The organism is Streptomyces durocortorensis (assembly GCF_016901035.1).
GTDB lineage: Bacteria > Actinomycetota > Actinomycetes > Streptomycetales > Streptomycetaceae > Streptomyces > Streptomyces durocortorensis.
The window spans coordinates 1-9,073 of the sequence record NZ_JAFEUF010000256.1; the positions used below are offsets into that span (position 1 = coordinate 1).

The following is a 9,073-nucleotide window of genomic DNA, read 5'->3' on the forward strand; positions in this document are numbered from 1 at the left end:
GCCCCCGGACGCGATACCCGGCCCGGCCGCCTCCGGCCGGGTCGAACTCGCCCCCGGACAGCTCCCCGACGACCCCCGCTTCGCCAACGACGACCTGTTGCCCGTCCCCGTGGAGCAGCGCACCTGGACGACGTACAACTTCGCGGCCCTGTGGATCGGCATGGCCCACAACATCCCGTCCTGGCTGCTCGCCTCCGGCCTGGTGGCGCTCGGCATGGACTGGAAACAGGCCGTGTTCACCATCGCGCTCGCCAATGTGATCGTGCTCGCGCCGATGCTGCTCACCGGCCACGCCGGGCCCAAGTACGGCATCCCCTTCCCGGTCCTGGCCCGCGCCTCCTTCGGGTTGCGCGGCGCCAATCTGCCCGCCCTGATCCGGGCCGCCGTCGCCTGCGCGTGGTTCGGCATCCAGACCTGGATCGGCGGCGTCGGTATCTTCACGCTGCTCGGCAAGATCTTCGGCGGCTGGGCCGGCGCGGCGGAGATCGGCGGGCAGCCCTGGACGCTGTGGCTCTGCTTCGTCCTCTTCTGGGCGCTCGAACTGGCCATCATCTACCGGGGGATGGACACCCTGCGCCGCTTCGAGAACTGGGCGGCTCCGTTCGTCCTGGTCGGAGCGGTGGTCCTGCTGGTCTGGGTGGCGGTCAAGGCGGGCGGCTTCGGCCCGCTGCTGGACCAGCCGTCCGCGCTCGGCTGGGGCGCCGACTTCTGGCCGGTCTTCTTCCCTTCGCTGATGGGCATGATCGCCTTCTGGTCGACGCTCTCCCTCAACATCCCCGACTTCACCCGCTTCGGCGCGGGCCAACGCGCCCAGATCCGCGGTCAATCGCTCGGGCTGCCGACCACGATGACGTTCTTCGCCCTGCTCTCCGTCTTCGTCACCTCCGGATCGCAGGCGGTGTACGGGGTGGCCATCTGGGATCCGGTCCAGCTCGTCGCCCGGACCGACAACGTCTTCGGGCTCGTCTTCGGTCTGGTCACCGTGCTGATCGCGACGATCTCGGTGAACATCGCGGCGAACGTGGTCTCACCGGCGTACGACCTGGCGAACCTCGCACCGAGGTTCATCAGTTTCCGGACCGGGGCGCTGATCACGGGCGTGATCGGGGTCGTCATCATGCCGTGGAAGCTCACCGAGACGCCCGAGCTGTACATCTTCACGTGGCTTGGCCTGGTCGGCGGCCTGCTCGGTACGGTGGCGGGCATCCTGATCGCCGACTACTGGATCGTCCGCCGCACCGTCCTCGACCTGCCCGATCTCTACCGGCCGGGCGGCCGGTACTGGTACCGGAGCGGCTGGAACTGGCGGGCGGTGGTGGCCTTCGCGGTCGGCGGCGTCCTCGCGGTGGGCGGCTCGCACTCGGCTCCCGGAAAGGGCCCCTTCCCCGCCGACGGTCTCATCCCGTTCCTGAAGCCGCTGGCCGACTACGGCTGGGCGGTCGGGCTCGCCTCCTCGCTGCTGTTGTACGTGGCGCTGACGCGGCGGTCGACGACCCGGCCCGCTACACCGGTTTGATGCTGCGGCCCAGCAGGGCCGTGACGTCCACCGTCTCGTCCGCCGAGGGGATGGCCGTGGGCACCGGCCGGTCGAAGCCGGAGAAGTCCACGGTCCCTTCCTCGTCGGCGTTCCGCACGGTGATGCGCACCGGGTACGGCGTGCCCTCGGCGGCCACGTAGGCCGTCAGGCGCTCCCCGCCCTCGGCCCGGGTCACCGGGACCGTGGGCGCGCCGTTCACGTCGGTCTTGGCACCCTTCGTCAGGGAGTCGAGGTCGGCGGTGCCGACGTTGTCCGTGATCAGCTTGCGGAACGTGTCGAGGTCGCAGACCTCGGTCACTTCCAGCAGCCGGGGGTCGTCGGCCGAGGCCTTCATGTACCGGCCGTCGAGGATCGCGTCGAAGGTGGAGCCGCCGATCGGCACATGGTTCTTCCAGAAGGCGGCGTCCGGCTTCAGCCAGACGTCGTCGCCGCGTTTCACGATCTCCACCGAACCGTCGTCGCCCATGTCGACCCCGCCCGCGCAGTTCCCGTCCCGGTCGAGCGTGAGGTCGACGCTCATGTTCTCCCCGGTCCCGTCGGTGCTGCCGCGCGCGCTCAGATGCAGGGAGTCGACGCCGGCCAGGGCGTCGCGCGCGCGTTCGGCGATCTCCTCTGCGGGGAGCGCGTCGATGTCGTCGTCAGCCTGCGCGAGTGTGCCACCCGTGACGGTGAGAGCGACGGCCGCCGCACCCGCGGCCGCCCGGGCGGCCCATCGGTGTCCGCTCACGTCGCCTCCTCGAAAAGGCCCCGGTCAGGGCGTACGAACCAGGATGACCAGCACATTCGAGCGTACGCCGGGAGTGGGGGCGCCGCCCGGCGCGCGTACGGAGAGTGAAGCGCCACGGTGTTTTCGACCACGGAGCGTGGGCAGAGCTGCGGTGATCCCGCCCGGGATCACGTCCGCACGCAGCATGAAGGAGACCATCGATGAACCTGTTCACGGGGACGAGGAGCAAGGGCGGCAAGGCCACGGGGAAGCGCTCCCGGTCCGTCCTGCGGGCGCTGGCCGCCACGGCGACGGTGTCCGCGCTGGCGGTCTCGGTCACGTCGGCGACCGCGACCGCAGCCCCGGCCGCGATCCCGCCCGGCCTGTCCTGCGACACCGGCAAGCACGCCATCGACGAGTACACGGGCTTCGCCCTCTGTCGCAACAACGGCAGCCAGACGCAGACCTTCTGGGTCCATCTGGTCTGCGGCTGGGCCCCGGACGTCGACGGCAACCACGTCACCCTCAGGCCCGGCGAGTCCGGCCAGTCCACCGCCCACTGCGGCAAGATCGGCACCGGAATCGGCGAGATCCACGTGCGCCCCTGACACCGGGCGCGTAGTCGGCAACGGCCGGAACGGCCGGAACAGCCGGACCGGTTGAGCGTGCCGCCTCCTCTCGTTACCCTCCAGTAAGTACGTGTGGGTGCAGCCGGGACGACCGGTCGGCCCCGCGACCCGAGGGAGGCGGCACGCCCATGTCCTCAGCGGAGCCCACCGAAGCGGAGCCGACCGAAGCGGAGCCGACCGAAGCGGGACGCACCGAGCAGACCGGCCCGGCCGTGCGGGAGCCCGGTCGCGCCCCGCGCCCGGCCGCCCCCGTCCCGCCGCCGCTCCCCGGACTCGCGGAGAGCGCCCGCCGGCTCGCCGACGCCACCGTCACCTCCACCGCACTCGTGGCCGACGCCCTCGACCGGATCGAGGCCACGCAGCCCACCCTCAACGCCTTCCGCCACCTGCGCGCCGAAGCCGCCCTCGCCGAGGCCGCGGAGGCCGACCGCAGGCTCGCGGCGGGGGAGCGGCTGCCGCTCCTGGGCGTGCCGGTCGCCGTCAAGGACGACACCGACGTTGCGGGCCTGCCCACGCACTTCGGCTGCGACGGCGAACGGCCTCCGGCCGCGACGGACAGCGAGGCGGTCCGCCGGCTGCGCGCCGCCGGAGCCGTCGTCGTGGGTAAGACCAACTCCTGCGAGCTGGGCCAGTGGCCCTTCACCGAGGGCCCCGGCTTCGGCGCCACCCGCAACCCGTGGAACACCGCGCACACCCCGGGCGGCTCCTCCGGCGGATCGGCCGCCGCCGTCGCCGCCGGGCTCGTCCCCGCCGCCCTCGGCTCGGACGGGGCCGGATCCGTGCGCATCCCCGCCGCGTGGACGCACCTCGTCGGCATCAAACCGCAGCGCGGACGCGTCTCGGTCCACCCGAACTACGACGCCTTCCAGGGCCTCACCGTGAACGGCCCCCTCGCCCGTACGGTCGCCGACGCCGCGCTGCTGCTGGACGCGGTCGCCGGAGCCCACCCCGAGGACTTCCACCGCCCGCCCGCCGTGCGCGCCGCCGACGCCTCCCGCCGCGACCGGGGCCGCCTGCGTATCGCCCTGGCCTGGCGTCCCCCGCTCACCCTCACCGGCGCAGGACCCGACCCCGAGGTGCGCCGGGCGGTCACCGCGCTCGCCGACACCCTGGCCCGGCTCGGCCACCACGTCGAGGAGGCCCGGCCCCGGTACGGGCTGATCGGCCTCGCCTTCGTGCCCCGCGCCACCGCGGGCATCGCCGAATTCGCCGCCCGGCACCCCGAACCGGCCCTGCTCGACCCGCGCACCCGCAGCGCCCTGCGGACCGGTACGCGGCTGGGCGGGCGGGTGGTCAGGGCCGCCCGCGCCCGCGAAGTGCGCCAGCACCGCAGGATCGGCGCCCTCTTCGACGTCTCCGGGTTCGATGTGCTCCTCACCCCGACCACGGCCGCCCCGCCGCCCCGGATCGGCAGGTTCGACGACCTGAGCGCCTGGCGCACCGACCTCGCGATGACGGCCGCCTGCCCCTACGCCTGGCCGTGGAACGTCCTCGGCTGGCCCGGGGTGAACGTCCCGGCCGGCTTCACCCGCTCCGGCCTCCCGGTCGGGGCCCAACTGCTCGGCCCCTCCCGCAGCGAGGAGCGGCTGATCGCGCTCGCCGCCCAGTTGGAGGACGACCGGCGCTGGTTCGAGCACCGGCCGCCGGTCTGAGGTCTCGAGCCCGCACCGCCCGGCCCGCCGGTCCGAGGGCTCACGCTCACATCGCGCGGGCGGCCTCCGTCAGTTCCGCCTCCACCCGTTCCACGGCCGGCATCGCCCCGAACGCCACCAGGTGGACCAGGCAGTGATCGGTGAACGGCACCCGCCAGGCCTTCACGTCCTCGGCCGTGATGCGGTCCGGCTGGCACAGCCCGCGCCGCGAGCAGTGCCAGCCGGGAGATCGCCGTCCACATGGTGGTCAGTCCCCTCACCGCCAAGACCCGTGTGAGCCGCGCGATGATCAAGCTCGGTGCCCGCGACCGGGCCCAGCTCGTGGTCTTCGCGTACGAGTCCGGGCTGGTCGAGCCCCGGTCGTGGGGCGGCGACGGCCGGGCCCCGGGGCCCTGACGCGCCACGGTGCGTAAAGCTGTGCGGGGGCCTTGTGGAGCCCCGCCCCACGAAGAGATATCTTGATGTCAAGCAATGTTGCAGACGTGGAGCGGAGCACCCGGTGACTGACTCGACCATCATCTATACGCACACCGACGAGGCCCCTGCCCTGGCGACGTACTCGTTCCTGCCCGTGATCGAGGCCTACGCCTCGACCGCAGGCGTCACGGTCGAGCGCCGTGACATCTCCCTCGCGGGCCGGATCATCGCCAGTTTCCCGGAGCGGCTGAAGGCCGAGCAGCGTATCGATGACGCACTCGCCGAGCTGGGCGAGCTGGCCAGGACGCCCGGCGCGAACATCATCAAGCTGCCGAACATCTCGGCGTCGATCCCGCAGCTCAAGGCCGCCATCGCCGAGCTCCAGGAGCAGGGCTACGCGCTCCCGGACTACCCGGACGACCCGCGGACCGACGAGGACAAGGACGTCCGCGCCCGCTACGACAAGGTCAAGGGCAGCGCCGTGAACCCGGTGCTGCGCGAGGGCAACTCCGACCGCCGCGCCCCCGCCTCCGTCAAGAACTACGCCAAGGCCCACCCGCACCGCATGGGCGCCTGGACGGCCGACTCGAAGACGAACGTCGCCACCATGGGCGTCGACGACTTCCGTTCCACCGAGAAGTCCGCGGTCATCGCCGAGGACGGCACGCTCCGCATCGAGCTGCACGGCGACGACGGCACGACCACCGTGCTCCGTGAGTCCGTACCCGTCCTCAAGGGCGAGGTCGTCGACGCGGCCGTCATGCGCGTCGCCGCGCTGCGCGAGTTCTTCACGGCGCAGGTCGCCCGTGCCAAGGCCGAGGGCGTGCTGTTCTCCGTGCACCTGAAGGCCACCATGATGAAGGTCTCCGACCCGATCATCTTCGGCCACGCGGTCCGCGCCTTCTTCCCGAACACCTTCGCCAAGTACGGCGAGCAGCTCGCCGCCGCCGGCCTCACCCCCAACGACGGCCTGGGCGGCATCCTCAAGGGCCTCGGCTCGCTGCCGGACGTCGGCGCCGAGATCCAGGCGTCCTTCGAGGCCGAGCTGGCCGAGGGCCCGGCCCTCGCGATGGTCGACTCCGACAAGGGCATCACCAACCTGCACGTCCCCAGTGACGTCATCGTCGACGCCTCCATGCCGGCCATGATCCGCACCTCGGGTCACATGTGGGGCCCGGACGGTGACGAGGCCGACACCATCGCCGTCCTCCCGGACAGCAGCTACGCCGGTGTCTACCAGGTCGTCATCGACGACTGCCGCGCCAACGGCGCCTTCGACCCCGCCACCATGGGCTCGGTGCCCAACGTCGGTCTGATGGCGCAGAAGGCCGAGGAGTACGGCAGCCACGACAAGACCTTCGAGATCCCCGCCACCGGCACCGTGCGCGTCGTCGACGCGAGCGGCGCGGTCGTGCTGGAGCAGGCCGTCGGCGCCGGCGACATCTTCCGGATGTGCCAGACCAAGGACCTGCCCATCCAGGACTGGGTCAAGCTCGCCGTCACCCGCGCCCGCGCCACCGGCAACCCGGCCGTGTTCTGGCTGGACGAGACCCGTGCGCACGACGCCAACCTGATCGCCAAGGTCAAGACGTACCTCGCCGACCACGACACGGACGGCCTGGACATCTCGATCAAGTCCCCGGTCGAGGCCACCGCCTTCTCCCTGGAGCGCATCCGCCGCGGCGAGGACACCATCTCCGTCACCGGCAACGTGCTGCGTGACTACCTCACCGACCTCTTCCCGATCCTGGAGCTGGGCACCAGCGCCAAGATGCTCTCCGTGGTCCCGCTGATGAACGGCGGCGGCCTCTTCGAGACCGGCGCGGGCGGCTCGGCCCCCAAGCACGTCCAGCAGCTCGTCAAGGAGAACTACCTCCGCTGGGACAGCCTGGGCGAGTTCCTGGCCCTCGCGGTCAGCTTCGAGCACCTGGCGACCACCACGGACAACGCGCGGGCCCAGGTCCTCGCCGACACCCTGGACCGGGCGACGGGCGCCTTCCTCAACGAGGACAAGTCCCCGAGCCGTCGCCTCGGCGGCATCGACAACCGCGGCAGCCACTTCTACCTGGCCCTCTACTGGGCCCAGGAGCTGGCGCATCAGACCGACGACGCCAAGCTCGCCGAGGCGTTCGCGCCGCTCGCCAAGACGCTGGCCGAGCAGGAGGAGACCATCGTCGCCGAACTCATCGCGGTGCAGGGCTCCCCGGCCGAGATCGGCGGCTACTTCCAGCCCGACCCGGTCAAGGCCGCGGCGGTCATGCGCCCGTCCGCCACGTTCAACAACGCGATCGCGTCCCTCGCCTGACCCTTCGCAGTCCGCTTCACCGCATGCGCGCGTGCGCGCATGCGCCCATGACGGCATGACAGTTTGACCGCTTCATGGCTCCGCCCCGGCAGGCCCCGCGCCCGCCGGGGCGGTTCGCGTTCCGGGCCGATCCGGAACGCGAACCAATCCGCCGGTCCCACGGCTCCGAATGACGACCGTGAGGATCACCCGGACAGCCCTGACCCGCGACACGCTGGCAGCCCTGAGCGGACTGCTGGCGGGATTCGCCGCCCTGACCGTCGCCGAACTCGTCTCGGCGGCCGTCAGGCCGGAGGCGAGCCCCGTGACAGCGGTCGGCGGAGCGGCCATCGACCGGACGCCCGCCGGAGTGAAGGACTGGGCGATCCGGAACTTCGGCGAGAACGACAAGTTCGTCCTGCAACTGGGCATCGTCGTCACCCTCGCCCTCTTCGCGGTCGTCGTCGGCCTGTTGGCGCTCCGTCACCGCCGTACCGGCTCCGCCGCCGTCCTCGCCTTCGGGGTGGTCGGTGTCGCCTCGGCCGTCAGCCGCCCGGACTCCACCGGCGTGGTGGACGGGCTCCCGTCGCTCGTGGGCGCGGTGGCCGGGGCGGTTCTGCTGTACGTCCTCGTCGGCAGACTCACCCGGCCTCGCCGGATCGCGGGGGAGGAGCAGGACGACGAGTCCGGCTGGGACCGGCGCGGCTTCCTCATCGCCGCCACCGCGGCGGCCGCCGCCTCCACCGCCGCGGGAGCGGTCGGCCGGACGCTGAACGGCCGCAGCGCCCAGGACGCCGTCGCATCGCGTGAGGCCGTCACGCTGCCCGCCCCGGCCTCGCCCGCCCGCCCGATCCCGGCGGGAGCGCAGCTGCGGGTTCCCGGCCTCCCTTCGTTCACCACGCCCAACGACACGTTCTACCGGGTCGACACCGCCCTGGTGATTCCCAAGGTCGACGCGAACAGCTGGCGGCTGCGGATCCACGGCGAAGGCGTGCGCCGGGACCTGGAGTTCACCTACCAGGACCTGCTGGACCGACCGCTGATCGAACGCGAGATCACTCTCTGCTGCGTCTCCAACGAGGTCGGCGGCCCCTACATCGGCCACGCCCGGTGGATCGGCGTACGCCTCGCCGACCTGCTCAAGGAGGCGGGCGTCAAGCCGCCGTCCCGGGGCGGAAAGGCGGACCAGATCATCGCCCGCTCGGTGGACGGCATGACGCTCGGCACCCCCGTCGAGGACGTCATGGACGGCCGGGACGCGATGCTCGCCGTCGGCATGAACGGTGAACCGCTGCCCTTCGTCAACGGGTTCCCCGTCCGCATGCTCGTGCCCGGCCTGTACGGGTACGTCTCGGCCTGCAAGTGGATCGAGGACATCGAGCTCACCACGTTCGACGCGTACGACGCGTACTGGGTGAAGCGCAAGTGGGCCCGCGAGGCCTCGATCAAGACCCAGTCCCGGATCGACACCCCCAAGCCCTTCGGCCGCCCGGAGGCCGGCACGGTCATGGTCGCCGGGGTGGCCTGGGCCCAGCACCGGGGCATCGAGAAGGTCGAGATCCGCGTGGACGACGGCCCCTGGAAGCCCGCCCAACTCGCCGAGCAGGCCACCGTCGACACCTGGCGCCAGTGGACCTATCCGTGGAAGGCGACCCCCGGTGGCCACACCCTGACCGTCCGTGCCACGGACGGGACCGGCGAGACGCAGACCGAGAAGCGGACGAAGACCGTGCCCGACGGTGCGAGCGGCTGGCACTCCGTCGTGGTCACCGTCGACTGACTCCAACAGACCTCCCATCCCACCGGCCATCCCCCCCACCGACGCCGAGCGCCCGGCGGAGGCCAGCC

Annotated in this window: 6 protein-coding genes and 1 pseudogene; 6 read left to right on the forward strand and 1 reads right to left on the reverse strand. The window is 72.0% G+C overall.

The window, feature by feature from the left end; translation table 11 throughout:
* The coding region (locus JS521_RS30350) for an NCS1 family nucleobase:cation symporter-1 (protein ID WP_239488051.1) at positions 1-1,516 on the forward strand (1,516 nt) is incomplete at its 5' end.
* On the opposite strand, the gene JS521_RS30355 is transcribed toward JS521_RS30350, so the two are convergent.
* Entirely contained in the window at positions 1,503-2,264 is a 762-nt protein-coding gene (locus JS521_RS30355; protein ID WP_205086141.1) for a LolA-like protein, read from the reverse strand. The two genes, JS521_RS30350 and JS521_RS30355, sit on opposite strands and share 14 nt — an antisense overlap.
* A 200-nt stretch (positions 2,265-2,464) precedes the next feature.
* Between JS521_RS30355 and JS521_RS30360 the strand changes: the two genes are divergently transcribed.
* The 5 genes and pseudogenes from JS521_RS30360 to JS521_RS30385 all read left to right on the forward strand — a co-directional run bounded on the left by JS521_RS30360 (position 2,465) and on the right by JS521_RS30385 (position 9,005).
* The gene (locus JS521_RS30360) at positions 2,465-2,851 is read left to right on the forward strand and encodes a hypothetical protein (protein WP_205086142.1); all 387 of its coding nucleotides are present in this window, start codon (positions 2,465-2,467) and stop codon (positions 2,849-2,851) included.
* A 149-nt stretch (positions 2,852-3,000) separates the two neighbouring features.
* Positions 3,001-4,524, forward strand: a complete 1,524-nt coding sequence (locus tag JS521_RS30365) for an amidase (protein WP_239488052.1) — start codon at positions 3,001-3,003, stop codon at positions 4,522-4,524.
* 195 nt (positions 4,525-4,719) lie between these two features.
* Positions 4,720-4,920, forward strand: a pseudogene (locus tag JS521_RS30375) (response regulator transcription factor); the annotation flags it as partial.
* A 103-nt stretch (positions 4,921-5,023) separates the two neighbouring features.
* The gene (locus tag JS521_RS30380) at positions 5,024-7,246 is read left to right on the forward strand and encodes an NADP-dependent isocitrate dehydrogenase (protein WP_205086143.1); all 2,223 of its coding nucleotides are present in this window, start codon (positions 5,024-5,026) and stop codon (positions 7,244-7,246) included.
* Between the two features lie 169 nt (positions 7,247-7,415).
* Positions 7,416-9,005 carry a molybdopterin-dependent oxidoreductase gene (locus JS521_RS30385; RefSeq protein ID WP_205086144.1) on the forward strand — a complete coding sequence of 530 codons (1,590 nt, stop codon included), beginning with the start codon at positions 7,416-7,418 and terminating at the stop codon, positions 9,003-9,005.
* The last annotated feature ends 68 nt before the right edge of the window (positions 9,006-9,073 follow it).